Here is a 24,458-nt window from a genome sequence, read left to right as displayed (position 1 = left end):
ACCTGCCATACAGGTTTGCCCACTCCTGAACTGGAAATTGCGTGAGCACGGCCGTATCCGCAAAACATTCCGACGCAGCGAGCCTGGTCAGCAATACGATCGGCGAGATCACGCGCCATATCCGCGCACATGAGCTCGGGCCCGGCGACCGGCTGCCCAGCGAGGCCGCGCTTTCGAGACAATTGAGCGTCTCGCGTACCGTGGTTCGCGAGGCCTTCAGCTCGCTCGCCGCCATGCGGCTTATCGACCTGAGGGCGGGCAGACGGGCTACCGTCGCCGAGCTGGATTATGGCGCCATGTCACTGGTGATCGAGCATGGCGTCCACACCGAGCAGATCACGGTGCAGCAAATCTACGACGTGCGCCGCACGATTGAGACCCGCACCGCCATGCTGGCGGCCTTGCGCAGAACAGCCGACGAAGTGGAAAGGATCAGGACGCACGCGCTCGCCATGCGCGAGAATTTCCAGCGGCCGGAACAGGTCATGGAGCACGATCTCGCCTTTCACCTCGAAATCGCCAAGGCTGCGAAGAATCCGGTTTTCAGCCTCATCGTCGGCGCGTTCGAGCGCGTATCGCGCCAGACCTGGCCGATTGGCTGGCGGACCCGCCCTTCGGATGCCGAGCAGTTGGAGATGATCCAGATCCATATCGACCTCGCCGAAGCAATCGAGACCGGTGATCCCCAGTCGGCGCGTGACCTGATGGCGAGGCATTTTGACGAGAGCGTCAAGGCCCTGCTGGCGGCCGGCATCGCCTGAGGAGCAGGGGCGCAATGAAGATCACGAAACTGGAAACGCTGCGGCTCAAGGAGCGGCCGAACCTTCTCTGGGTCCTGGTTCACACGGACGAAGGCCTCGTCGGACTCGGCGAGACGTTCTTCATGGCTGAAACCGTCGAGACCTATCTGCACGAATACGTCGCGCCGTGCGTGATCGGGCGCGACCCCTTGCAGATCGACCTGCTTGCCGCCGACCTCGTCGGCTATCTCGGTTTCCGATCGACGGGCGCGGAAGTCAGGGGCAACTCCGCTTTCGATATCGCGCTTTGGGATCTGTTCGGAAAGGCGACGGGTCAGCCGATCGCACAACTCCTCGGCGGGTTCACCAGGCACGAGATCAGGACCTACAACACCTGTGCCGGAACCGAATACATCAAGAAGGCCACCGGGCAGACGACGGCCAACTACGGGCTCGACAAGCCCGGCGACGCCTATGATGATCTGAACGGCTTCCTTCACCGCGCCGACGAACTAGCGCATTCGTTGTTGGAGGAAGGCATCACGGCCATGAAGATCTGGCCCTTCGACATGGCCGCCGAGAAAACGCGCGGCCAGTATATATCGCAGCCCGACTTGAATTCCGCGCTGGCGCCATTCGAGAAAATCCGCAATGCGGTCGGCGACAAGATGGACATCATGGTTGAATTCCATTCAATGTGGCAGCTGCTGCCGGCCATGCAGATCGCTCGCGAGCTTGCCCCCTACAAGACCTTCTGGCACGAAGATCCGATCAGGATGGATAGCCTGTCCTGCCTGAAACGCTATGCCGAGGCTTCGCTGGCGCCGATATCGGCTTCTGAAACGCTCGGTTCCCGGTGGGCCTTCCGCGACCTTCTCGAAACCGGAGCGGCCGGTGTCATCATGCTTGATATCAGCTGGTGCGGCGGGCTCTCGGAGGCGCGCAAGATCGCTGCCATGGCTGAAGCATGGCATCTGCCGGTCGCGCCACACGACTGCACCGGTCCAGTGGTGCTCGGCGCATCGACCCACCTGTCGCTGAATGCGCCGAACGCGCTTGTCCAGGAGAGTGTCAGGGCCTTTTACAGGACCTGGTACCGCGACCTTGTGACCGCTTTGCCGCAGGTGAAGAACGGCATGATCACCGTGCCTCCCGGACCGGGCCTCGGCATGGAACTGAACCCGGAGATCGATCGCGCCTTCACGGCGCTTCGACGGGTGAGTGACGCATCTACTCTCTGAAAATAAACCTGAAGCAGCTTTCTACGGAGGAGGAGAACCATGAAGAAGCTACTTATCTCGGCAGCCTTGGGAGCAGTACTGGCTGGAGGCTCGGCAATCGGCTCACGCGCGCAGGAGCCGATGAACATCGTCTTCACGCACCATTCGTCGGCGTCGAACCCGTTCTGGCAGGCGGTGAAGAAGGGGTTTGACGACGCCTGCGCCAAGATCCAGGCCAATTGCCAGATGGTCTTCACGCAGACCGAAGGCTCGATCGAGCAACAATCGGCCAACATGCAGGCGGCACTCGCGGCAAAACCGGACGCGCTGATCACCTCGATCGTCGACAACAATGCCTTCGACCAGATCATCGCCGACGCCCGCGCTGCCGGCGTCACGGTCATCGCGTCCAACGTCGACGACACCGAGGGTGCAGCCGGCAATGCCCGCCAGGCTTTCATCGGCCAGGGCTTCATTCCCGCCGGCTACGAACTCGGCAAGAAGATGTCCGAGTTCTTCCCCAAGGAAGGCAAGATCAGGGCGCTCGTCGGCGTCTCCGCGCCCGGTCAGAACTGGTCGGAACAGCGCGCTGCCGGCGTCATGAAGTTCCTTGAGGAATACAAGGCCGCGAATGCCGGACGCGAAGTGGTCATTGAACGGCTCGACACCGGCACAGATGGCGCCGTCGTCGCCGATCGTGTTGGCGCCTATCTGTCTGCCCACCCGGACACCACGGTGTATTTCGACACCGGCCTTTGGCATGCCTACGTGGCCCAGGTCCTGATCGATCGCGGCATCGAGCCGGGCAAGGTGCTGATGGGCGGCTTCGATATCGTCTCGGAGGTCCTGCAACAGATGGAAGCGGGTTATATCCAGGTCCAGGTCGACCAGCAGCCCTACATGCAGGGCTTCATGCCGGTGATGGAAGCCTATCTTTCCAAGAACATCGGTCTGCTGCCGGCAGACATCGACACCGGCAAGGGCATCATCGTCAAGGAAGACGTGCCGAAGCTCAAGGAACTGGCCGCACAAGGCGTGCGGTAGGCGCGAAGCCGGCGTCCTCTCCTCGTTCTTTACGCGGAGAGGGCAAGGGCGAGGGCCAGGGAGCAAGGCCTTGGGCGTCGGCTCCGTCCCATCCTCCAGCGGCATCTCCCTTGTCAAGGGCGGTAGAAGACAGACTGCCGCCATCCCCTTGCCGATGCGGCAAGCCAGCGCCAACAATCCCAAGCCGGAGCGAATGATGAAGCGCTTGATGAAGATTTATCTGGAGAAACCGGAGCTTGCGGCGGTCGTGTTCCTGCTCCTCCTCCTCCTCGTCTTTCAGATTCGCTCGAACGGCGTATTTTTGAACACACAGAACGTGCGCGGAATGCTTGGGCTGCTGCCTGAAATGGGGCTGGTCGCGATCGGCGTGACCCTGCTGATGATATGCGGCGAGTTTGATCTTTCCGTAGGCTCGGTATTTGCGCTGACCCCGATGACCATGGCGGTGATGCTGGCGGCAGGTGTGCCGTTCGCGCCGGCCTTTGCCGCTGGGCTCGCGATCGCCGCCCTGATTGGCTTCTTCAACGGGTTCATAACGATTCGTTTCGCGATACCAAGCTTCATCACCACGCTTGGCATGCTGTTCATCGCGCGTTCGCTGACGGTGGTAATCTCCGGTGGCTTCCCTCCTGTTATCCCAGCCAACGCTCTGCCCAAATGGCTGTTTACGATCTATGTGGGGCCGGGCGACCTCTTTCGCATGTCGTTCTTCTGGTTTCTCGCCGTGGCAATCCTGGTGACGGTGCTTCTGTCGCGCACGAATTTCGGCAACTGGGTGCGCGCCACCGGCGGCTTTCTGCCCGCCGCGCAATCGATGGGCATCCCGACGGCCCGGGTGAAGGTCGCCTGCTTCATGATCTGTTCGGTGCTCGCCGGCTTTGCCGGCACCATTCAGGTGATGCGGCTCGGCGCGCCGCTGCCTTCAATCGGCGAGGGGCTGGAGTTGCAAGCTGTGTCGGCTGCCGTCATCGGCGGCGCCTCGCTGGCTGGCGGCATCGGCACCATCTTCGGCGGCATCATCGGGGCTGCCCTGATCCGCGTCATCGACAACGGACTGGTGCTGAGCCAGGTTGACGCCAACTGGTTCAAGATGGCAATCGGCTTCCTGACTATCTTCGCGGTCGTCGTGAACGCCTGGCTTCGAAAGCGGGGCAGGGCAATGAAAGTGGAGACCTGATCATGGCGGCACCCATCATCGCGATCAAGGGACTCCAGAAATGGTATTCCGGCGTCCACGCCTTGAAGAACGTCACTCTGGACATTTATCCAGACGAGGCGCTGGGCCTTGTCGGCGACAACGGCGCCGGCAAATCGACGCTGATCAACATCCTGTCAGGCACCCAAAAGCCCGATGGCGGCGAGATCAGGATCGAAGGCGAACCGGTCCGCTTCTCGAACCCGCGCGACGCCATGGATCGCGGCATCGAGACGATCTACCAGTACAATTCGATGGTCCCGACCATGACCATCGCCCGCAATGTCTTCATCGGGCGCGAGCCGGTGAAGGGCTCGGTTTTCGGCATCGGCATCCTGGACCAGAAGCGCATGCGTGACGAAAGCGTCAAGGCGATCGCCGACGTCGATCTGCATCTGAGGTCGCCCGATGCGCTGGTCGGCGAACTGTCGGGCGGCCAGCGCCAAGGCGTGGCGATCGCCCGGGCCATGCACTTCAAGTCGAAAGTCATGATCCTCGACGAGCCGACCAATCATCTCTCGGTGAAGGAGACGCGAAAGGTGATCGGCTTCGTTCGCGCCCTCAAGGCCCAGAACATCACCAGCGTCTTCATCAGCCACAACATGCATCATATTTTCGAATGCTGTGACCGGGTCGTGGCGATGGCGCGCGGCGAGATCGTTCTCGACAAGCGGATCGGCGAGACTTCGATCGAGGAAATCCACGAGGTTCTGTGACGCGAAGAAGCGATCACTCGCGAGCCGCTCTGCTGGTAAAGATCAGTCTGCGCCTTCCGCAAGGATCGCCTCAGCGGTTTTCTCGTCGGTGATCAGCACATCGACGACTCCCAGACGCAACACGGCGCGCAGCACCGGAACCTTGTCGAGGCCGCCGGAGGGCAGGATCACGGTGTCGACGTCGCGCAGATGTTCGGGGGCGAGGCCGATGACACGGCTGTTTAGCGGGTGATCGACGAGTTGTCCGTCGGCACCGATCCAGTGGCCGCAAATATCGCCGACGGCTCCGGCTTCGCGGAGCGATCTGAGATCATCGTCTCCTACCAGTCCGATCCGAAAGATGGTGGCGTCCTTGTGCACCGCGCCCACCGAAACGAAAGCGGCGTCAACGTCGCGGGCATGGGTGAAGGCGTCTTCCAGAATGGACTGGCGCATAAGCAGATCGCGCGTGGCCTCCGTATCCGTGAACACCGGTGCCGCGATGTAGAAGCATTCCGCATCGAAAAGCGCCGCGAGCCGCGAGGCGATTTCATAGATGTTGATCGCCGATCCACGCGTGAGCCCGCCGAGCAGGGAAACGACCGACATCCCTCTGACGGGGCGTACGGTCACTGACCGCAGACTAAGCTGGAGCGTCCGTCCCCATCCCACGCCCACCGATATCCCGTCACGGATTCTATGCGACAGGGCTTCACCGGCAGCGGCTGCGATGACCTGTGGCACCAGGGTAGGATCGGGCGGTGTCGGAACCACGATTGGGTCGGAAACGCCATAGGCGTCCCGCAGCCGGTTCTCCAGCTCGATGCAGTTCGCCACCTTGGAATTGATGCGAATCTGAACGATCCCCCGCTGACGGGCATGCGCCAGCATCCGGTTGACGCGAAGGCGTGTCAGGCCAAGAGACTTGGCGATTTGCGCCTGGGTGAGGTCACCGACATAAGCAAGCCAGGCGGCGCGCACGAGCAGCCCTTCCTCGCGATCGGCCGTGACGGAACTCGTGACGGCTTGGCGGCCGTCGCGTTTCTTTCGTGCTGGTTTCTCCATCAGATCATCCTGTCCACTCCGCGGCAGCGGGTCCAGAGCGGCTCGGCGGAGCCATGTGCTCATCGATATGAGGCATCAATCGAGTTTCCCGGCTCCGCTAGCCTCGATGATAGCGGTCGAAGGACAAAACCAGCGGAGCATCATGGCAAATTGCGTCGATGATGGCAGTCGTCAGCGGCAGGCGATCGTGGGGAAGTACACTCCGGGCCATCATATTCTTCAAAGTCGGACCAAGGTCCAGCGCCACTTGCGCGCCCTCGACCGTGTCCGAACTCATATGTTCGCGCTTCGCCACCGAATAGGGCAGGCCGCGGCCGAGCAGGCGCCCCATGCGACCGTTACGGCCCGCCTGGCAGGTCACATAAAGATCGCCGGAGCCGGCTAGCCCCAGCACTGTTTCGACCTTTCCACCCAGAGCTTCGACCAGAATCGCCATCTCGGCGAGGGACTGCGAGAAAAGCGACGAGGCTAGGTTGTGCATGAGCGCGCCATTGGGCGCCTTGCCGTCGCGCTCGAGCAGCCCAACGGGAGCCCCAACGGCGAGTGTGTAGAAATTCTTGAACGCAGCGCAGATCTCGACGCCGACGAGATCGGATGACGATCGCGCATGATAGAAAGGCGCGCGCAGAATGCGGGACGCCGCGGCCACCTGGTCGGGATCGTGCCCGGCCAGGATCACAGAGGTGTCGCGCTGTGCCGCCAGTTCGCCGGCAATGCACGGTCCGCCGACGGCCATGACCGGGACAGACAAGCCAGTGCGTTGCTCGATCTCGTGGGCAAGCAGATGTGGCAGGATTTCCACGCCTTCGTCGCTTGCTGCAAGTCCTTTCGTAATCATCAGTATCGGCACGGGCGACTTGATGCTTTCTGCAATGCGGTCGATCGCCCAAGGAATGCCGGCCGACGAGACGCCGAGTACAAGCAGATCGAGTCCATCGTTCATCGCCGCCCCGAATTCGGTCCAGGAACAGGCGGTTACCACATCAGGCAGAGTGATGTTGAGGCGTGGGTGATGACTTGTGCTGGCCACCGAGCCGACGATCTCCTCATCGAGATGGGTCCCGACAAGAGTGATGCGGTTACCAGCGTGAGCGGCCGGAAGCGTCATGGCAGAGCCCATGACGCCGGCGCCGAGGATGAGGATCCGCGCCATTCAACTTCTTCCCTTGTCCAGCCGCTCGCCGCTACCTTGGTCGAACAGGTGGATTCGCTCAGGCGCCGGCTCCAGATGGATCACAGCTCCAGGAGAGAGCTCCATGCGGTCATGCAGCACCGAGCAGATCGCGGTGTTGCCCATGCTGGCAAAGATGTGGATTTCGGGGCCAGTCGGCTCGACAACCGTAATCCTCGCCGGAATGCCGCGCCCGTCGGCCACTGGTCGAAGATGTTCGGGGCGAATGCCGTAGATCACCTTTTGGCCGGGCCGGACCGCAGCCCCTGGCGGCAGCGGGAGGGATAGCTCGTCGGTCCGCACCACCCAGACGTCGCGCTCGGCAGCCACCTCGCCATGGAACATGTTCATTGCGGGCGAGCCGATGAAGGAGGCGACGAAGAGATTTGCCGGGCGATCGTAGACATCGAGCGGGCGCCCGATCTGCTCGATGTGGCCGTCGCGCATGATGACGATGACATCGGCCATGGTCATGGCCTCGATCTGGTCATGCGTGACATAGACGGTGGTGGTCTTCAGCCGCTGGTGGAGTTCCTTGATTTCGGTGCGCATCTGCACCCGCAGCTTGGCATCGAGATTGGACAGCGGTTCGTCGAACAGGAACACAGTTGGGTCCCGCACGATGGCGCGGCCCATGGCGACGCGCTGCCGCTGACCGCCCGAAAGCTGGCGAGGGTACCGTTCCAGATAGGGGGTCAGATTGAGGATCGATGCCGCCCATCCGACCTTCTGTTTGATTTCTTCGGTTGGGCGTTTCTTCAACTGCATGGAAAAGGCCATGTTGTCGAAGACGGTCATGTGCGCGTAAAGCGCGTAGTTCTGGAAGACCATCGCGATGTTGCGGTCTTTGGGGTGGAGCGTGTTGACGACCCTGTCGCCTATAGCGATCTCACCGGACGTGATGGGCTCGAGACCGGCTATCATGCGCAACAGCGTGGACTTGCCGCAGCCGGACGGCCCCAACAGAACGACGAACTGGCCATCCTCGATCGAGAGATCGAGTCCATCGATAATCGAGAGGGCGCCATAGTCCTTCTTTATGTTGCTGATGGTGACAGACGCCATAAATTGCTACCCTTCGATTGCCCTTGCCGGTTGGATCGCATTTTCGCCATGCGAGCTATTGGCGATCGGATGCGCTCTCACCATTCGCTCTCCAGAAACTCTTCCAAGAGTCCCGCATCGGCGGCCAGATTGATGAAGGACCATCGACCGCGGATTTCCCGCGAATAGCGAATGGCGTCGTGCCAAAGCGCACGCGGCAGGCCTAGTTCCGCGCCGGTGACCGGCCCTCCCGCAGCCTTGAGTGCTGCCTCCATGCGGGCGACCGGCATTGCCATCGGCCGAACCTCCTGGCGCAGCGCCGGCCAGATTTCCGCAAGCCTGCGGTTGAAGATTTCCGACTGGCTGGCGTCGAGTGCCGTCTTCTTCATCTCGGCAATGCAAAGTGGTCCAAGCTGCGCGCCATAACGGGCCAGCATCGCCGCCTCGTCGATGAAGGTCGGCCTTGCCTGCGGCGGCTTTTCCATGTCCAGCAGCCGCGCTTGCAGACGCGCCATGACCAGCGAGGCAACCCCAACCTGCTGACCATGCGTGGTGCCGGGATGACGCTCTCCCGCGAACATGTCGACCCAATGGGAAATCTGGTGCTCTCCCATGGACCCGGGATGGGAAACGCCGGCAAAGCACACGCCCATCGAGCACAGCGTCAGGACGCGCTGGAGATGCCCGACAGCGGTGACGTCATGCCTGGCAAGGCCAGGCGCATGGGCCAGCATCGGCTCCTCATCGCCCGCCTGCAGCAGGTAGGGCACCTCAGAATAGTAAGTGTCGAACAGCCGATGCGAAGCCCACCAGTCGATCTGGGCCGTGGAGCGGCAGAGGCTGTCGCCAAGCCCGGCGGCGCTGAGCCAGGCGGGCGCTGCGGCCGACACGCCAAGGTCCAGGAAGATGCCCCGGGGCGCGTGTGAGGGCAGCGAGATCTTGAGCCCGGAGGCCAAGGTCACCGACGCTGTCGAGGCGCCGTAGCCATTCATCGAGGCGGCCGTGCCGAAGACGGCATAGGGCCGCTCGTCGAGAAAGGTTGCATGCTTGCAGCCGTCGTTGAGGACGCCCGACCCGACGGCCACGACCCCGTCGGCGTGACGCGTCTTCTCCCTGACCATCTGGATCATTGCCTCATCGCAGTCGAGGCCGTCAGGCAGCACGATTTCATCGATGTCGGCGATGGCACGCAGCGCCTTCGCGACGCGCCTGCCCATCACATCGACGGTGTTGATATCCGACACAACAGCGATGCGGCTGCCTAGCGCCAGGGGTGCAACGAGATCCGCCTCGCGGCCCTCCGTCGTCTCCAGCAATTCGATCGTCTGGAACGGCAGGACCGCGGCCGCGCCGGTCTTGGGATCTGTCCAGCGTCCCGCGACAACGTCCTCGATCAACGCGTTCCAGTTGGTCGTTTCAGCCATGATCGGCCTCCATGAAGGCCGCGAGGCGCTGGTTCCAGGCTGAAAGCGTTGGCCAAAGATCGGCATGGATCGCAAGAAGTTCGGCGTAGAGCGCGGCCCGTTTCGTGTCCGGTTCGAAGGTTTTGGCCGGCTCGCTGGCCATTGCGAGCGACGCTTCGGCGATGGTGGAAAACCAGCCCACGCCCTTTGCCGCCGCCATTGCCGCGCCAAGCGAGGAGGCTTCGACGGTCGTCGAACGCTTTATGGGACGATCGAGTGCATCCGCCAGAATTTGCATCCACAGGTCGGACTTCGCTCCTCCGCCGATCGCTATGAACTGGTCGATGGTCTGGGCGGCAGCCGCAGCGGCCCGCTGACTTGTCGCGGCCTGATGCAGCGCTATGCCTTCCAGCACGGCGCGATAGATGTCGCCGCGGCGGCTCGAGCCCGAAAGCCCGGCAATCACACCACGGGCCGCACTATCCCAGTGTGGGTCCATGACGCCCTGCCAGTAGGGCAGGAGCATTATGCCGCCTGCGCCGATCGGGCTGGCAGCGGCTTCGGCCTCGAGCGTCTCCAGGGCATCATTTGCGCCATGCAGATCGACGCCAAGCATCTCGCGCGCCATCCAGTCGACAAGAAAAGTGCCGGCGCGAAGGCACGTCTCGTAGATATAGCCATCATCGGCGACCGCCGTTTCGGTGCGGAAGGCCTGGTCGTGGACGTAGTCCGTGCCGAAGCTGCCGGAGACGACCGCCGTGCCGAGGTTGATGTAAGCGCATCGCGCCTGCAACACACCAGCGCCCGTGCCGGCGCATTGACCGTCGCCGCCGCCGGCGACGATCGGCGTGCCCTCCCGCAGGCCCGTCGAAATGGCCGCTTCCGAAGTTAGTTGGCCCAGAACGGTGCCGGGCCGCGCCAGATCCAGCATCATGCGCCGGGCGACGCCCGCTGCCCCCAGTATATCGTTCGACCAGTCCATAGCTCGCATATCGAGTATGCCCATCGGGTCGGCGGATGCGGTGGACGTCACCCACCGGCCGCTCAAGCGAAAGACCAGATAGCCGTGGACTTCGGCCATCCGCTCCACCCGGGCAAAAATCTCGGGCTCTTGCTCGCGGAACCAGATCATGCGGTAAAGGCAAGGAATGACGTCCAGCGGCTTGCCGGATATTGCGTGGACCCGTGCCGCGCCGAAACTCTCGCCGAAGCGGCGTGCCTTCCGCCGGGCGCGCTCATCGAGCCAGAGCGTCGCCGGCCCGACCGCCTGGCCCTGCTCGTCGAAAAGTCCGAAGCTTTCGCGCTGGTTGGCAATGGCAAGGGCGGCAATGCGTGCCGGCGAAACTGTTGCCGCGACACCACGAAGCGCCGTGACAGTCGAGGCCCACCATTCGGCCGGATCCTGCTCGAAATAGCCCGAACGCGGGTTGGACATTGCAAGGGGTGCACGACCTTCGGCCACGGCCAGACCATTGCGGTCCCAGGCGATCGCCTTGGTTGCCGAGGTCGAGGAATCAATGCCGATGACGAGATCAGGAACCATTGCCGCCACGTTGCCAACGGGCGAGGGCGGTCGAAACCGCCTTCGCCCAAATCACCGATTACCCGCTAAAGACCGGCATCCTTGACTTTGCCGTCGACAATGCCGGCAATGGCATCCAGGCATGCCTTGGCGTCGCCGCCATAGTCTTGGCCCGTAAGCAATTTGCCGAGCTCAACCGGAATGTCGTTGTTCGACAGATCCGCCCAGATCGGCATGTCCGGCTCAGATCCCATCTGATTGTCGATAGTGTATTTGATCGCGTCGAAATGGCGCGTCGTTCCGGGGCCGACAACGGCCTTCGCCTTGACCCGAGGATCTGTAAAAGAGGAATTGCGCATCGGCGAGGCGCCGCCGCCGAGCGTCGATACCCGCGCCATCACATCCTTCGAGCAGACCCACTGCATGAACAGCCATGCGGCTTCCTTGTTCTTGGAATATTGCGACAGCGAAATCGTCGAGCCACCTTGGTGACCAACGGCCGGGATTTCGTTGAAGCCGCAATCGGCGGCGGCTCGACGGCCAGGAACCTCCTTGGGCGCGGGCAGGGCCTCGAACAGGCCTTTGACCTTGGAATCATTGGCGTCGAAGCCGGGGAAATCTTCGCCCCAGGTGATTGCCATGGCGGCTTGTCCCTGTGTCAGCGCCTGTCCCTGACCGTCCCACGTCCACGTCGTCGCCGACGGCGGCGAGTTCTTGACCAGCTCCTGATAGAATTGCAGTCCGGCCACGCCGCGTTCGTCATTGCCGACAAACTTCTTGTCTTTGTTGAAGATCGAACCGCCATGGCCCCACAATGCGAAAGTCCAGTCGCATTCCAGCGAATAGTGGCCGGACTTCGCCTGGCACGCGGTGCCGAAGATGCCGTTGCTTTTTTCCGCCTCTGTGAGCGCCTGGACGGCCTTGAGGTAGGCGTCGAGGTCTGTCGGCAGGGCAATGTTGTGTTTGTCGAAAAGATCCTTGCGGTACATCAGGATGAAGATCGGAATATCGAATGGAATTCCGCACTGTTTGCCGTTGTACATGGCGATGCCGTCGACCAGCGGCTTGGAGAAATCGTCCCAGTCGAAGTTGGGCATCGCCAGTTCTTTGTTCTGGTCATAATACTCGCGCGGATCGACGACATCCTGGGCAAACGTCGCCATCCAGGACTGGTCGAGATAGTAGACGTCGTAGGTGCCAAGCTGGCCCTGTACGTCTTGCGTCGCCTTGGCGAGAACCTGCTCCAGCGGCACGATCTCGACTTCCACCTCAATGCCGGTTGCCTTGGTGAATTCACCCGCGACAAGCTGGTTGGCAACAATCGTTGGCGGCGTCGCTTCCGAGGTGTAGCGGATTTTGGTGCCGGCATATGGTTTGCCGACGTCGGCCAGCCACTTCAGCATATCGGCGTCCTGGGCGCGGGCTTCTTCAACCCCGAGGCCCAGCATCCCCCGATTGGTGCGGCCACCACCTAGCATGGCCGATCCGAAGGCGGAAAAGCCGACACCAGCGAGCGCCATCTTCCTCATGAAGTCGCGTTTGGTTATTCGGCGCGCCGTAAAGTCATTGCAGGTATCGGCGACGAATGTCTTCTTGTCGTGTTCACTGAAGCTCATGATCGTTCCTCCATTGCGTTTTTTTGTCGTCGTTCTTCTCGTCTGCGCCTCACTCCTTCAGCGATCCGAGGGTGAGGCCGCGGACCAGATGCCGTTGAACCAGCAGGATAAAGATGAAGCTGGGTATGATCGCGGACGTGCCGAGCGCTGTGATGTAGCCCCACTCGGTCGCGGTCGAGGTGACAAAAGTCGAGATCTTCACCGGCACAGTGCGGATCGACGTTGTCAGGAACAGTGAGAGCAGGAACTCGGTCCACGAAAAGATGAAACACAGCACAGCCGTCGCAGCGATGCCGCCCTTGACCATGGGAAGGACCACGCGTCGGAACGTCTGCCAGCGCGTCGCGCCGTCAATCAGCGCCGCCTCATCAACCTCGCGCGGAACATCGTCGAAGAACGACTTCAAAAGCAAAACCGCCAGCGGCAGGTTGATCAGACTGTGAACGAGGATGAGCCCCGTATAAGTATCGCGCAAGCCGAGATCGCGGAACATGAAAACGATCGGAATGACGATCGCGATTGGCGGCATGAAGCGTTGCGAGAGAATCCAGAACAGGAAGGATTGCTGGCCGCTGAACTGCATTCGCGACAGGCAATAGGCGGCCAGCGTGGCCAGCAGCAGCGTCAGCGCCGTCGATCCGACGGCTATGATGGCGCTGTCGAGCAACGACTGGCGGGAATCGTAGGAACTGGCGCCACCCTTGATGACCCCGGCCGCCTCGCCGCCCTGTTCCATGCCGATGTCGACGCGTGAGACGCCAAGCAACGTCACGCGGTAATTGTCCGGCGTCGGAGTGAATCCGACGTAGACCGGTCCGCTGCGGTCGAAGATCGCCGAATAAGGTTTGATGGACGACAGGGCCCACCACGCGATCGGGAACATGAAGATCGCCACCACCAGGACTGCGAGCACGTCACGGGCGATCGTTTGGGCGCGGGACGACTCCATCAGAACCTCACCTTGAACAGCCTGACGAAGAGGTTCGACACGACGATCAAGACGACGAGCACGATCAGCGACAGGGTCGCGGCATAGGGAAAGTCTCCGGTGAAGTAGATACGGCCAGCGTAGAATGAAAGCGTCTCGGTGGCCGTGCCAGGCCCGCCGGCGGTGATGATGTAGACGTAGTCGTAGATGCGAAAGAGATCGACGCCGCGGATCAGCACCGCGACCGCTATCACCTTGCGCAGCATCGGCAATGTGAGGCGCAAGAACGTCTGGATGCCGTTGGCACCGTCGATCGCCGCGGCCTCGAAAGGTTCCTTCGGCAGCGCCCTGAGCCCTGCCAGGATGATGAGCACCATGAACGGCGTCCACTGCCATATGTCTGCCAGCAGGATCGCCGCCAATGCGGTTCCGGGCTGCGTCAGGATCGGCTGTGCCGGCGAGATCAGGTCGAGGGCATAGAGGTAGAACGACAGGACACCGAAAGAACCGTCCTGCATCAGCAGGAACATCATTCCGGTCACCGCCGGCGGCACCACCAGCGGCAGTGTCATCAGCGCCCGCAGCACCCCGTAACCTTTGCGATCGGTGTCAAGCAGAAGCGCGATGAGGATGCCGAGCGCAAGCTGAACCGCAAGCGCGACGAAGGTATAGATCAGCGTGGTTTCCAGCGAATGCCACATACGCGCATCCGAGAAGGCGCGCGTCCATTGGTGGAGCCCGGCGAAGTCGAGCTGCCGGGAGACGACATTGCGTTTGTGAAACGACAGCCAAACCGAATAGGCGAGGGGATAGATGCCGAAAACGAGAAGCATCACCGTGATCGGCGCGAGCCAGGGGAAAGGATGCTCGGCCGTCATGAACCGGGGCAGGGCCCATCTGGGCGTTTCGCGGGTCACGGTCACTGTGCTCACGCGCAAATCTCCGCTCGGTCACAGAGACGCATCGGCCTTCTCCCTATCGGCCAGATTGTGCCAACTTGAACTTTTGTAAGTTTGTTGTGCCTTTTGTTAAGAACGTGTCGGACGGCCGCCGATTTGTCAAGTGTCGGTTCCGTCAGGCTCAGGGGTTTTGGTCGTAGTCCCAGAGGATGCCGTGATCGCCGGGTACGGGGTTGTTTTTGGAGGGAGCGCCGCCGGCAGATGCCGTGTACCAGCATCAAAAGCGCTCAGGGCCGCCGTCAGCCAGCCTTGGCTGCCCAAGAAGCTACGCAACGCATTGAGGAGATCGGGAGGACAGCCCGGGGCTTTGGAACTCGCCTTAATCCGGCAATCGGATCTGAAGCTTTACGTCCGCCGGCCGGGCTTCGACTGCGCGGTCGAAGCCGGTGATGGAATCTTCGAAGGGGAAGGTCGCCGAAATGAGTGGCTTTAGGTCGACCCGGCCCGACCCCATTAGCGCGATTGCCCGCTCATATTGGTGGGCATATCGGAACACAGTCTCGATGCGGACTTCCTTGGTCGAGGCGGTGGCGACATCGAATGCGATCGGCGCCACCGGCAGGCCGACCACCACTACCGCGCCGCCGGGCCGCGGCAGATCGAGCAGGGTCTCCCATGCCTTGGACGAGCCCGAGCATTCAAACACCACGTCGGCGCCCCAGCCATCGGTCAGGCGCTTTACCTCCGCCGCCAGGTTCTTGTCGCGGACGTTGATCGGGATCACGCCTTGATAGCCGCCGGCGATGTCGAGCTTGGGTTGGGCGAGATCTGCAACAACGGCGCGGGCGCAGCCGCCGGCGAGCGCCGCGATCGCCACCATCGTGCCGATCGGCCCTGCGCCAATCACCACCGCCGTGTCGCCCGGCGCGATCTTTGCTTTCGCAGCCGCCTGCATTCCGACAGCGAAGGGCTCCACCATGGCGCCTTCGGCGAAGCTGACATTGTCGGGCAGTTTGAAAGTGTAGTTGGCGGGGTGGACGACATAGGGCGTCAGCACGCCGTGGATCGGCGGCGTTGCCCAGAACCTGACCGCTGGATCGATGTTGTAGAGGCCGAGCCGGCTCGCCCGCGAATTGGGATCGGGGATACCCGGCTCCATGCAGACGCGGTCGCCGACCTTCAGATGCTCGACGCCTTCCCCCGTTTCGACGACGGTGCCGGCGGCTTCATGGCCCAAGACCATCGGCGCTTCGACCACGAACGGGCCGATGCGGCCATGAGTGTAGTAGTGCACGTCGGAGCCGCAGATGCCCACCGTATGGATCTTGATGCGAACTTCGCCCGGGCCGACGGTCTGTGGCAGATCGATGTCACGCAGCTTGAGTTCGTGTTGGCGTTCGAGGACAAGGGCGCGCACGTTCGTCATCGACGTAGTCTCCTCTAAAGCTGATTGTAGGGGCCTTCGTGACCTTCCACGGGTATACACACCGTCCATTTCGCGGCAAGCGAAAGCGACCACCCGTCCGCAAACGAACATGTGAAGCACTGCGCTGCCCGGAGAAGATAGAGATCGGCTGCTATCCGTAGCGGGGCGGCGGGAAGTTTGAGGGAAAGGTTAGGCATCATTGTTCTCCGGGCGCCCTCGTATGCGTCCCAATCGGCCGCATCGGGGAGCGAGGGGATGGTGATCGATTCACCTTGGTCGAAACTTGTGAATGCAGCGTCGACCATTGCCTCTGCCTTCATGACGACTTCGCCGGGAAGATGGTCAAGCGACATTCCGGCTGTTTCCCAGAATCGGCAGCCGTGGCCCCCGGAAGCACGGTTGAACCCGGACGTTTCTCTCGCCGAGTTCCTTGTGAAGCGAAAGCCCAAGGGCAAGGACGAAAGCCTTTGAGGCCCCGTAGACTCCGTTCAGGATCTCGGGGTTATGGCCAGAACGAAAGCGAGGTTGATAATCGCCCCGCCACCCCTGCTCACGAGTGCTGGGGCAATGGCATAGGTCAACCGCATCAGTGCAACAACGCTCAGGGCGATGATGTCGTCCATCCGGTCCACATTTGACGCGAGCAGTGGCGCTGTGGCGCCGATAGACCCGATCGAGTGCAGACGGGTTCAGTTGGTGCTGGTTGTGGGGGTGATCCCGCACTGCTTCTGTTCCATATCGATCTGCTTCGTGATGCGGACGGCGTTCTGTGCGTAGGCCTCCGTCACGGAGCCACTATTCACGGTCTTGTCCTTCAGCGGACTCACGCCTGCGCAGAGGTGGAAAACATGCGGCTCGGCGGACTTCGCGGCTCCGTTTTCGGGCGCGATCCAGTAGACGACATCCTGACCGGCGGGGTGGCTCGCGTCCCGCGTCGCCGCCGCCACGGCGGCGGTGTCCGTCGCGATCGCCTGCGCCTGAGCGGCGACATCGGGCGAACAGGCGGTGGTAGGCTGCCCCGACTTGATCTGGGCTGCGCATGCGTTCATATCCTGGGTGTACTGTTCGACCGACGGGGGTTTGAAACTGATCCCCATGACCGTCGCGAGCACCGCCAGCGCAGCGCCGACGCCGCCGGCAACCTTCTTGGTCCGCGGATCCATGTTTTTGTCGGTGAGGATCAGGAAAACCAGCGGGAGGAACGCAATCAGTGTGATGATTGCGCCGAGCTGGTTTTGGAAGAAGAACCTGGCCGCGTCGGATGCACGAGCCGGATCGTGCCTGTTGGCCGCCTTCCATAGCAAGTTGCCGGCGATTGCGAAAATCGCGATGCCGACCAGAAGGCCGATGACCAGCGGCAGGTGTCCCTGGTCGAACTTGTTCTGGCGAAGCAGCATAATTCCGTAGATCTCGCCGCCAATGGCGACGACCCACGAGAGTGCGGCGAAAAGGCGAAGACGTGTGGCGGAGGACTTCTGGCCCTGCGTCGCTTGCCAATCCTTGGTCACGTCTGGCTTGTTGTCGGTCATTGACCAGATCCCCTGATAATCGACACTTCTGCGGGCGGCGTTAGACCAGAAGGCCAACCCGCCCGGCGCAGCGGCATTGAACGAGCGTCACCTGCCTTAGCGACGCGGCGAAAATGTGAGCGCCACGGCAGGCCTCATCTCCATTCATGATTCATATTGCGCATGAGTGAGTCCGTCCATACCCACGCAGGCAGACGCCTACGCGGCGATGGCTTCGTTCTTATTAATCTCTGGCTCGAACTTGACGCTGCCTTCCCTCGCTTCCCGGCGCCGGTCGCGCCATTCCCGACACCAGCCGAAGCGAAGTGACGAGCCATTTTGAACGAGACAGTTCTAACGAGACAAATATTGCGGCAAGATGGACGCGGATAGCGGCCGTGGTGTTGGCTTGCATGCTGACCTCCAGGTGATGTTTGGCGACTTCACTCTGGCAGAGCGCTGGTCGCGATTCAGTCGCCGCGTGGACGCCAAGCTTGGCCCCGACCATCTGCATTGATAATAATGCAGATTTGCATTATCTTATCGCGATGAACAGGAAATGTTTAATATGACAACGTTGACAGTGACGACAAGGGGACAGGTGACGTTCCGCAAGGACGTGCTGCAACATCTGGGCATCAAACCGGGCGAGAAGATCGAGCTTGATCTGCTGCCCGACGGTCGGGCGGAATTGAGGGCTGCACGGGCGAAGGGGTCGTTCCGGGACCTCCACGGCTTCCTCAGAGGCAAGACGAACGGCCGGGTGCTCAGCATCGAGGAGATCAACGAGGCGATAGCGGAAGCGGGCGCTGCGGCCGGGTCCGGCAAGGAATGAGGGTTACGGCCGACACGAATGTGCTGCTGCGCGCCTATGTCGCCGATGATGAGGGGCAGGCGGCCATTGCCGTCGACCTGCTGGCCAAAGCGGACATCGTGGCGGTGAGCTTGCAGGCCTTGTGCGAGTTCGCCTGGGTTCTGGCCCGGCAGTACCAGACAGAGCGCGAAGATATTGCCGCGGCGATCCGGGCGTTGCTGAACACCGCGAATGTTGTCGTCAGCCGGCCGGCAATTGAGGCAGGGCTGTCAGTCCTCGATGCCGGCGGCGATTTCGCGGACGGCGTGATCGCTTTTGACGGCGGCTGGCTTGGCGGGGAGACTTTCGTCTCGTTTGACCGGAAGGCCGTCAAACTGCTCTCGGCGCAGGGACAATCCGTACAGCTTCTTTTCTAGCACTCGCCTTAACGGCGCTTAGCCTAAAACTTCGACTGCACGCACAGCTTGCGGACTTGCGGAGTTGCGAAAATCTCGCCTCGGGTCACAGTTGGACCAAAGGCAACAGGCGAAAAGATGAACAAAATTGACACTTTGATCCACCGAAGAGCTGACGATCGCCGGAAGACCGCGCAAGCCTGTGTATCGCGTATTCTCCGGAACGCCAAAGCCCGCGGCGTCGATATCTCTGTTGTCGGATCCCTCGCGAAAAACCGTTTCCGCGTCCACTCGGACGTAGATCTGCTGGTGCACGGACGCACTGATCCCGCGCGCCGGGCCGTGGTGGAGCGCTTGGTCGCAGACCAGCTTCGTGGAACGAACATTCCTTATGACCTGATCTTTGCCTCAGACGTTTCGTCCGAACGAGTGCAGGAATTGCTTAATGACAGCATTTAAGCATCCGGCATTCGCAAAACTGTCGCCAAAAATCGACCGCGCTGCGAAGGAACTCCAGCAAATCGAGGGTATGTGGCGGCTCATCGGAGTGAGCTGTCACTCGGCGAATGGGGCGCGGTCGCAGCAGTTTCGCTGGGAGTCCACAATGTCTACAACGGCATCGAGGACATCCTGCTCAGCCTCTCCAACGACATAGACGGCCTCGTTCCCCAAGGACCTACGATGCACCAGGACGTGCTCGATCAGATGTCGGCGGAAATTGCAGGCATCCGGCCGGCTGTGCTCGACCCCGAGCTTTATCGGTCCTTGAGTGAGTTAAAGGGATTCCGTGACCTGGTGAGGCATCGGTACGGTTTTGACCTGAAAACAGACAAGGTGCAGGAAAGCCTCGACAGAGTAAAAGAGGCATTTCCGTCTTTCGTAGAGGCCATTGTTTACTTGGAAAGCACCCTTACTGAGGAAAACACGCACGACAGTGATGGCGGCGGCGACGGCTCAGGCGGCGGGGCATCTGGTGGTCCCTGAACCAATGGCTCAGTCGTGCGCGCCGGAAGAGGTTCTGCGGGCGTTGACCCCTGAGAATTGTCGGCTGGTGGCGCTGATCCATCGGTATCGACCGCAAAGCATCACGGAACTGTGCAGATTGGCGGCGCGTCCGCAGCCGAACGTATCCCGCTCCTTGGCGGCCCTTGAGCGCGCGGGTATTGTCTCAATGGCGGGCTCCAGGCCGAAGAGACCCGAACTCGCCGTGCAACGAGTCACGATCGACCTCGCTGAGCTTCAGAATGGCCGATGCGAGGTCGACGATTCGTGGAGACAAATCGCCGGACCATCATCTTTGCTGCGCGATGGGTGACAGGGGCAAAAGTCGATCAGTGGGTTGCTAAACCGCCGCTGACCAGGTTTGGCAAGTATTGGACGTGAAGCCGCATTTGCGCAGAGTTCGGCGTCCCGGAAGCATCGCCGATGCCTGCGCAGTGACTGCTTCCTTGTTATAACCAGCACCGCCAACAATCGCCCAGCCTGGCCCGTATGGCTTGCTGGGCAACGCTGCGCCAGCGAGTGGCCTCTCGCGCCTTGCTGCGCCAAGACGGTCGGCGAAGGCAGGCCATCCCGGCTCCGATCAAGAGCCCCGCGCGCCAGCCGGCCCACCAAGGTTGCCGCGATCACCCTTGATGTCGTAGAGCCTACGGTCGGCGGTTAAAATTGGTGGAGAAGAATATATGCCAGAGCACCTGAAACTCGTCTCGACTGCCAAGTCGCATGGCGGCGCCCAGCACGTTTACTCGCATCTCTCCACGAGCTGCTCGTGCGAAATGACGTTTGCCATTTTCGTGCCTCCGCAGGCACGGGAAAGCCGTTGCCCCGTGGTGTGGTACCTCTCCGGACTCACCTGCACCCATGCGAATGTAATGGAAAAAGGTGAATACAGACGTATTGCCGCCGAACTTGGCTTGATCGTTGTCTGTCCCGACACCAGCCCGCGTGGTGCCGACATTCCGGATGAAAAGGACAATTGGCAGTTCGGCAGCGGCGCCGGTTTCTACCTCGACGCGACGCAAGAGCCGTATGCCAAGAACTATCGCATGTATTCCTATATCGTCGAGGAGCTGCCAGCCGTGATCGGGCGCGAATTTCCCGCAGATATGGCGCGCCAGTCGATCTTCGGCCATTCGATGGGCGGGCATGGCGCGCTGACGATCGCACTGAACAATCCCGCGCGTTTCAGAAGTTGCTCGGCCTTTGCGCCGATCGTGCAGCCAAGCACAGCCGGCTGGTCGAAGCCGGCTTTCGAAAAATATCTCGGCCTGGATGAGGCCTCGTGGCGGCGCTACGATGCCACTTCGCTCATCGAGGATGGATACCGTTTCCCGGAATTCCTGGTCGATCAGGGAACGTCAGACGGTTTCCTCCAGGAGGGCCTCAGGCCTTGGCTGCTCGAAGACGCCTGCTCCAAGGCGGGCATTCCGTTGAAATTGCAGATGCAGGACGAATACGATCACTCCTATTTTTTCATTTCGACATTCATGCATGACCATATGACGTGGCATGCCGAACGGCTTTCACGAGGGTAGGCCGTAGGAATAGGTCGGCAGTCAGGCGGGCTCGGTGACGACGCCGATACGCCGGTAGACGAACGGTTCGTCCTTCGAAGGAACCGTCGCAGCGCGCTGGGCCTCGTCGATCAGCATTGCCATGCGCGCGTGGATCGGCGATTTCGCGCAAGCCGGGTCGGTCGCGGCGGCATCGCCGGCGATTGCCATCGCCTGGCAGCGACAGCCGCCCCAGTCGATCTCGCGCCGCTCACAGTTGCGGCAGGGCTCCTGCATCCAGTCCGTGCCTCGAAAGGCATTAAATGCAGGGGAATCGGTCCAGATCGCGGCCAGGCTGCGTGTTCCAAAACGCTCGAAACCGAGCGACGGGATGGTCTGGGCGGCATGGCATGGCAGTACGGTGCCGTCCGGCGTCACCATGAAGGCGTCGCGCGCCCAGCCGCCCATGCACGGCTTGGGATAGATGGCGAAATAATCCGGCGTGACGAAATCGATGTTCATGATGCCGGTGAGCCGTTCGCGCGCCGCCGCGACGATCTCCGCCTGCCGGTCGACGGCAGCACGCTCGGGCATCAGTTGATCGCGATTGGTCAGCGCCCAGCCGGCGTACTGCACGTTGGCGATCTCGAGACGCTCCGCACCCAGCGAAAGGGCCAGATCGATGAATTCCGGTACCTCCTCGATATTGTGGCGATGGATCGGCGCGTTGATGGTAAGCGGCAAGCCGGCCGCGCGAGCGCGGCGTGCCGTTTCCAGCTTCTTTTCGTGGCTGCCCCTGTGATTGCCGATGCGCTCGGTGGTCGCCGGCCGTGCGCCTTGAAAGCTCAGTTGCAGATGGTCGAGCCCGGCTTCGGCAAATGCCTCGATGCGGCCATCCGCAATGCCGACGCCGGCGGTGATCAGGTTGGTGTAGACGCCCCGCGCCGAAAGCCCGGCGATCAATTGCTCGAGATCGCGACGCAGCGTCGGTTCACCGCCGGACAGATGCACCTGGAGAACGCCAAGGTCGGCCGCCTGCGAGAACAAGTCGAGCCAGCTCTGCGTGTCGAGTTCGCGATTGGCCTTCAGCAACTCGAGCGGATTGGAGCAATAGGGGCATTGCAGCGGGCAGCGATGCGTCAGTTCCGCCAGCATGCCGATCGGGGGGAGAGGGGGCTCGCTCATAGCTTCACCAGCAGCTTGTCCGACCATTCCTGCAGAAAGGCGACGACATCGGCCGCCACAGCCTCCTGTTCGGCATCATAATCTGCGGCAAGGCCGGCAATGATGTGGCCGACCGTGGACCGCCCATCGCAGCGGCGCAATATGTCGAGGCTGATCTCGTTTGGCCAGAACACCTTTTCGGGCGACAGCACGGCGAACGCCTGGCGCACGGGGTCATACTGTATGCGCACGTGCTTCGGCAGCGATGGAACCGACTGCAGCGACACCATGGCTCTTTCGCGCAGTGCCATCATTGGGCTGCCTCCGGACGGAAGGCGCCGGGCGGGATATTGCCCGGCTCGCCATAGGCGTGTTGAAGCGCGTCGAGCATGGCCCAGAGTATATCGCATTTGAACACCAGTGCATCGATCGCCTGCTGCTGGCGCTCCGTCGTGTCGGCATGTTCGAGCACATAGGCGAGCGCGAAGTCGGCGTCGCGCGAGGCCTGTTCGGGCCGTCGGGTGAAATAGGCCAGCGTGTCCTCGGTGATATAATCGTATCTGGCCAGCATCGCGGGTACCCGCTCGCCGATGATGAGCGGCGAGAACATCTCGGTCAGCGACGACGCGACCGCCTCCAGCAGGGTCCGGTTCGTGCAAAAGGAGAGGTAAGCGCCAACCGCAAAACGTGTCGCCGGCAGGGCCAGCCTCTCGCTCTTCACCGCGTCGGCATCGAGACCGAGCGAGGTCGCCAGGTGCAACCAGCGCGCAATACCGCCGCTCCAGCCGTCCTCGCCGTCATGATCCTCGATGCGTTTGCGCCAGGCGGCGCGAAACGCCGGATCCTCGGCATGAGCGAGGATCATGGCATCCTTGCGCGGAATGACCGCCTGATAGCAATAGCGATTCAGCGCCCAGGCCTGCATCTCGGTCCTCGACAGCGCACCGCTGGTCATCCTGTGATGGAAAGGATGATGGTTGTGATAGCGCTCGGCACCGACCTGCCGCAGCACGGCTTCGAGCTCTCTCGAGGACAGGCCGTTGCTGCCTGCGTCGTGGAAATCACTCAAAGTTCCATCTCCATCCCGTCGCAGGCCACTTCCCAGCCAGCCGCTTTGACTGCTGCATGCTCGGCAGAATTCTCGTCCAGAACAGGATTGGTGTTGTTGATGTGGACGAAGACACGGCGGGCGATCCTCACATCGGCCAAGCCGGCGATCGACCCTGCGTCTCCCGACATTGCCAGATGCCCCATGCGCGCACCGGTCTTTTGGCCGACGCCGGCAGCAATCATCTCGTCGTCGGTGAAGACCGTGCCGTCGAACAGAAGGCATGCGGCATCGGCTAGACGCGTGCGCAGGGTCGCATCGATGCGGGCGCAGCCGGGGATGTAGAAGACGGAGCCGCGGTTGCCGGCACCGGCGATACGGACGCCGATCGTGTCGCCGGCATCGGAGCTGAAATTGGCATCCGGCTGGCCTCTTTCTTCGAGATAGAGGGCTATCTTCCCGGGCACGGGAAAGCTCTCGACAGCCACCCCGGTGTCGTGGCCGTCTGCGTCGCAGATCGACAGTTCTTGCGCCGGCGGCAAGATGCGTCGCGGCACGAGCGCCGGATCGAGGACATTGAAAATCGAATTCGCCTTCAGCGTCGCCAGAACCTGTGTCGTTGCATAGATAGCGAAAGGCTGCCGCTCACGCAGGCTGAGCAGGCCGGCCACATGATCGACATCGGCATTGGTCAGCACCACCGCGCGAATAGGTGTCGAGCGCAGCGGCGCATCGTGCGCGGGCTGCAATTCAGGCGTTGCCGCGATCTGCTGGCGAATGTCGGGCGAGGCGTTGAACAGAACCCAGCCGAGTCCATCCGCCGACGCGGCGACACTCGATTGGGTTCGTGAATGCACGCCAGCTACCCCGGTGCGAGCCGCACGGCTCAGACGATAATTGCAGTTCCATTGCGGAAAGCCGCCGCCGGCCGCCGATCCGATGATTCTCAAGCGCATGAAAACGCCCGCCCCGCGGCTTCTCTGACCAGCAGCCAATTTGCAGCCGCAAAAAATGGCCCGCCCGCTTTGCGCCTCAAACTCTTTCACGAAAATCCCATACGGCAAGGGGA

Annotated in this window: 25 protein-coding genes and 1 pseudogene; 11 read left to right on the top strand and 15 right to left on the bottom strand. The window is 61.8% G+C overall.

The features are described from left to right. The first annotated feature begins 41 nt into the window (after positions 1-41). From NKI29_RS08460 to NKI29_RS08440, 5 genes are all read left to right on the top strand, one after another. Positions 42-761 (top strand): FadR/GntR family transcriptional regulator, encoded by a 720-nt coding sequence (locus tag NKI29_RS08460; protein ID WP_352795865.1) that lies wholly within the window; start codon positions 42-44, stop codon positions 759-761. 14 nt (positions 762-775) lie between these two features. After that, positions 776-1,981: a mandelate racemase/muconate lactonizing enzyme family protein gene (locus NKI29_RS08455; protein WP_352795863.1), complete on the top strand. Its 1,206-nt coding sequence runs from the start codon at positions 776-778 to the stop codon at positions 1,979-1,981. A 39-nt stretch (positions 1,982-2,020) separates the two neighbouring features. Beyond that, a complete protein-coding gene (locus NKI29_RS08450; RefSeq protein ID WP_352795861.1) occupies positions 2,021-3,004 on the top strand; it encodes a sugar ABC transporter substrate-binding protein in 984 nt (327 codons plus the stop codon). A gap of 196 nt (positions 3,005-3,200) precedes the next feature. After that, positions 3,201-4,181 (top strand): ABC transporter permease, encoded by a 981-nt coding sequence (locus tag NKI29_RS08445; RefSeq protein WP_352684039.1) that lies wholly within the window; start codon positions 3,201-3,203, stop codon positions 4,179-4,181. 2 nt (positions 4,182-4,183) lie between these two features. After that, positions 4,184-4,915: an ATP-binding cassette domain-containing protein gene (locus NKI29_RS08440; protein WP_352795860.1), complete on the top strand. Its 732-nt coding sequence runs from the start codon at positions 4,184-4,186 to the stop codon at positions 4,913-4,915. Between the two features lie 42 nt (positions 4,916-4,957). Here NKI29_RS08440 and NKI29_RS08435 read toward each other — a convergent pair whose 3' ends face one another. The 11 genes and pseudogenes from NKI29_RS08435 to NKI29_RS08385 all read right to left on the bottom strand — a co-directional run bounded on the left by NKI29_RS08435 (position 4,958) and on the right by NKI29_RS08385 (position 17,497). Continuing rightward, entirely contained in the window at positions 4,958-5,959 is a 1,002-nt protein-coding gene (locus tag NKI29_RS08435; RefSeq protein WP_352795858.1) for a sugar-binding transcriptional regulator, read from the bottom strand. Positions 5,960-6,056: 97 nt separating this feature from the next. After that, positions 6,057-7,112 carry a hypothetical protein gene (locus NKI29_RS08430; protein WP_352795857.1) on the bottom strand — a complete coding sequence of 352 codons (1,056 nt, stop codon included), beginning with the start codon at positions 7,110-7,112 and terminating at the stop codon, positions 6,057-6,059. Then, a complete protein-coding gene (locus tag NKI29_RS08425) occupies positions 7,113-8,195 on the bottom strand; it encodes an ABC transporter ATP-binding protein (RefSeq protein ID WP_352795855.1) in 1,083 nt (360 codons plus the stop codon). 77 nt (positions 8,196-8,272) lie between these two features. Then, on the bottom strand, positions 8,273-9,598 hold the full coding sequence (locus tag NKI29_RS08420; protein WP_352795854.1) for an iron-containing alcohol dehydrogenase: 1,326 nt from the start codon (positions 9,596-9,598) through the stop codon (positions 8,273-8,275). After that, positions 9,591-11,120 (bottom strand): xylulokinase, encoded by a 1,530-nt coding sequence (locus NKI29_RS08415; protein WP_352795853.1) that lies wholly within the window; start codon positions 11,118-11,120, stop codon positions 9,591-9,593. Before NKI29_RS08415 ends, NKI29_RS08420 begins: the two co-directional genes overlap by 8 nt. A 65-nt stretch (positions 11,121-11,185) precedes the next feature. After that, positions 11,186-12,715, bottom strand: a complete 1,530-nt coding sequence (locus NKI29_RS08410) for an ABC transporter substrate-binding protein (protein WP_352795852.1) — start codon at positions 12,713-12,715, stop codon at positions 11,186-11,188. Between the two features lie 49 nt (positions 12,716-12,764). Then, positions 12,765-13,664 (bottom strand): carbohydrate ABC transporter permease, encoded by a 900-nt coding sequence (locus NKI29_RS08405; protein WP_352746564.1) that lies wholly within the window; start codon positions 13,662-13,664, stop codon positions 12,765-12,767. Continuing rightward, positions 13,664-14,575: a carbohydrate ABC transporter permease gene (locus NKI29_RS08400; protein WP_023678780.1), complete on the bottom strand. Its 912-nt coding sequence runs from the start codon at positions 14,573-14,575 to the stop codon at positions 13,664-13,666. The genes NKI29_RS08405 and NKI29_RS08400 overlap by 1 nt, the downstream gene beginning before the upstream one ends. A 346-nt stretch (positions 14,576-14,921) precedes the next feature. Then, complete coding sequence (locus tag NKI29_RS08395; RefSeq protein WP_352795851.1) at positions 14,922-15,968, bottom strand: NAD(P)-dependent alcohol dehydrogenase; 1,047 nt, start codon at positions 15,966-15,968, stop codon at positions 14,922-14,924. A gap of 146 nt (positions 15,969-16,114) precedes the next feature. Beyond that, positions 16,115-16,633, bottom strand: a pseudogene (locus tag NKI29_RS08390) (SDR family NAD(P)-dependent oxidoreductase); the annotation flags it as partial. A gap of 24 nt (positions 16,634-16,657) precedes the next feature. Then, a complete protein-coding gene (locus NKI29_RS08385) occupies positions 16,658-17,497 on the bottom strand; it encodes a succinate dehydrogenase/fumarate reductase transmembrane subunit (RefSeq protein WP_352795850.1) in 840 nt (279 codons plus the stop codon). A 547-nt stretch (positions 17,498-18,044) separates the two neighbouring features. Here NKI29_RS08385 and NKI29_RS08380 point away from each other — a divergent pair. The 6 genes from NKI29_RS08380 to fghA all read left to right on the top strand — a co-directional run bounded on the left by NKI29_RS08380 (position 18,045) and on the right by fghA (position 21,219). Beyond that, positions 18,045-18,311 (top strand): AbrB/MazE/SpoVT family DNA-binding domain-containing protein, encoded by a 267-nt coding sequence (locus NKI29_RS08380; protein WP_352474931.1) that lies wholly within the window; start codon positions 18,045-18,047, stop codon positions 18,309-18,311. After that, complete coding sequence (locus tag NKI29_RS08375; RefSeq protein ID WP_352795849.1) at positions 18,308-18,706, top strand: type II toxin-antitoxin system VapC family toxin; 399 nt, start codon at positions 18,308-18,310, stop codon at positions 18,704-18,706. The genes NKI29_RS08380 and NKI29_RS08375 overlap by 4 nt, the downstream gene beginning before the upstream one ends. Before the next feature lie 117 nt (positions 18,707-18,823). Further along, positions 18,824-19,144: a nucleotidyltransferase domain-containing protein gene (locus NKI29_RS08370; RefSeq protein ID WP_352795847.1), complete on the top strand. Its 321-nt coding sequence runs from the start codon at positions 18,824-18,826 to the stop codon at positions 19,142-19,144. Positions 19,145-19,216: 72 nt separating this feature from the next. Next, positions 19,217-19,669, top strand: coding sequence for a ribonuclease toxin HepT-like protein (locus tag NKI29_RS08365; RefSeq protein ID WP_352795846.1), 453 nt, complete (start codon positions 19,217-19,219; stop codon positions 19,667-19,669). Next, on the top strand, positions 19,623-20,000 hold the full coding sequence (locus NKI29_RS08360) for an HVO_A0114 family putative DNA-binding protein (protein ID WP_352450644.1): 378 nt from the start codon (positions 19,623-19,625) through the stop codon (positions 19,998-20,000). The genes NKI29_RS08365 and NKI29_RS08360 overlap by 47 nt, the downstream gene beginning before the upstream one ends. A 367-nt stretch (positions 20,001-20,367) precedes the next feature. Next, the gene (gene fghA / locus NKI29_RS08355) at positions 20,368-21,219 is read left to right on the top strand and encodes an S-formylglutathione hydrolase (protein ID WP_352795845.1); all 852 of its coding nucleotides are present in this window, start codon (positions 20,368-20,370) and stop codon (positions 21,217-21,219) included. 21 nt (positions 21,220-21,240) lie between these two features. Here fghA and pqqE read toward each other — a convergent pair whose 3' ends face one another. From pqqE to pqqB, 4 genes are read right to left on the bottom strand one after another with little or no spacing between them, the layout of a single operon-like run. Beyond that, entirely contained in the window at positions 21,241-22,362 is a 1,122-nt protein-coding gene (pqqE, locus tag NKI29_RS08350) for a pyrroloquinoline quinone biosynthesis protein PqqE (RefSeq protein ID WP_352795843.1), read from the bottom strand. Further along, complete coding sequence (gene pqqD, locus NKI29_RS08345; RefSeq protein WP_352578031.1) at positions 22,359-22,655, bottom strand: pyrroloquinoline quinone biosynthesis peptide chaperone PqqD; 297 nt, start codon at positions 22,653-22,655, stop codon at positions 22,359-22,361. The genes pqqE and pqqD overlap by 4 nt, the downstream gene beginning before the upstream one ends. Beyond that, the gene (gene pqqC, locus NKI29_RS08340) at positions 22,652-23,410 is read right to left on the bottom strand and encodes a pyrroloquinoline-quinone synthase PqqC (RefSeq protein ID WP_352795842.1); all 759 of its coding nucleotides are present in this window, start codon (positions 23,408-23,410) and stop codon (positions 22,652-22,654) included. Before pqqC ends, pqqD begins: the two co-directional genes overlap by 4 nt. After that, the gene (pqqB, locus tag NKI29_RS08335) at positions 23,407-24,345 is read right to left on the bottom strand and encodes a pyrroloquinoline quinone biosynthesis protein PqqB (protein ID WP_352795841.1); all 939 of its coding nucleotides are present in this window, start codon (positions 24,343-24,345) and stop codon (positions 23,407-23,409) included. The genes pqqC and pqqB overlap by 4 nt, the downstream gene beginning before the upstream one ends. Positions 24,346-24,458 lie beyond the last annotated feature (113 nt).

The organism is Mesorhizobium sp. M0678, from assembly GCF_040320505.1.
GTDB lineage: Bacteria > Pseudomonadota > Alphaproteobacteria > Rhizobiales > Rhizobiaceae > Mesorhizobium.
The sequence above is the reverse complement of the archived record's forward strand: the minus strand, read 5'-3'. Positions and strand labels throughout refer to the sequence as shown.